This window comes from Luteibacter sp. P4_D7_3 (genome assembly GCF_056401735.1).
Map to the genome: position 1 here is coordinate 1 of NZ_JBFUIT010000607.1, position 1,035 is coordinate 1,035.

At 62.3% G+C, this 1,035-nt stretch carries 2 protein-coding genes; both read right to left on the reverse strand.

From position 1 onward, the window contains the following. Positions 1-696: histidine kinase (locus AC1DSN_RS23090; RefSeq protein WP_477333221.1), on the reverse strand; the 696-nt coding region annotated here is incomplete at its 3' end. A gap of 64 nt (positions 697-760) precedes the next feature. Then, the coding region (locus tag AC1DSN_RS23095) for a peptide-methionine (S)-S-oxide reductase (RefSeq protein WP_477333223.1) at positions 761-1,035 on the reverse strand (275 nt) is incomplete at its 5' end.

Below are 1,035 nucleotides of genomic sequence, written 5' to 3' on the forward strand. Positions count from 1 at the left end.
GTACAGGGAAAGCAACTGCCACTCGTCGGCAAGCCGGTGCTCCTGGGCGGTCGCCGACAACGTCGCACGCAACAGTTCGCCGATGCGGGAAAGCATTTCATCGGCCACCTTTGGCCGCTCGTACATGAGCTCGGAGACGGCGTTGAGCGTGTTGAACAGGAAGTGGGGATTCAACTGCAGTCGCAAGGCATCAAGGCGCGCGTCAGACAACGCCGATTCCAGTTGCGCGGCACGCAGCTCCTTTGCCTGTCCTTCGCGGTAGCGATCGAACAGCCACAGGCCCAGTGCGATGACCGCGTAGAAGAACAACTGCGTCGGCATTTCCATGACGTAACGCCAGCCCGTAGGCATCGCCGCAAAGCGCGCGTAGCCGGCCAGCGGAAAGACCAGCAGCCGCAGGCCCAGCATCAGGCTCGTTTGCGCCACGGACAGCGCCAGGAACAGTCCCAGGTGCCCGAGAAGACGCGCCGGCACCGACGGTATGCGCGTAATACGGCGCAACACGACGAACAGCACGGGCAGGAACGCACCGAAGCTCAACGAACCGGTGAGTTCGTCGATCAGCTTGGGTGTAAACAGCGAGGGCGCGTGGTTGGCGATATCGATGAGATACCGGTTCGACGCCCTGAGCAAACCGATGGCCACCAGCAACGCGATCCATAGGATCACGGCGTAGCCTTTCTTCCCTGTCTTCATGTCGAGGCCCCCACCCCAGTCTTGCGTGCCGGCCCTTATACCAGAGCCGGCACGCAAGGAGGGATCAGGCAGCGCGCCTGGGCAGCACCCAATCCGGACGGATGAAATGACACGTGTAACCGTTCGGATACTTCTCCAGGTAGTCCTGGTGCTCGGGTTCGGCCTCCCAGAACGGGCCCGCGGGCGACAGTTCGGTCACCGCCTTGCCTGGCCACAGGCCTGACGCATTGACGTCCGCGATGGTGTCTTCGGCGACGGCCTTCTGCTCGTCATCGAGGTAGAAGATGGCCGAACGATAGCTCTCACCCCGATCGTTCCCTTGCCGATTCAGCGTAGTCG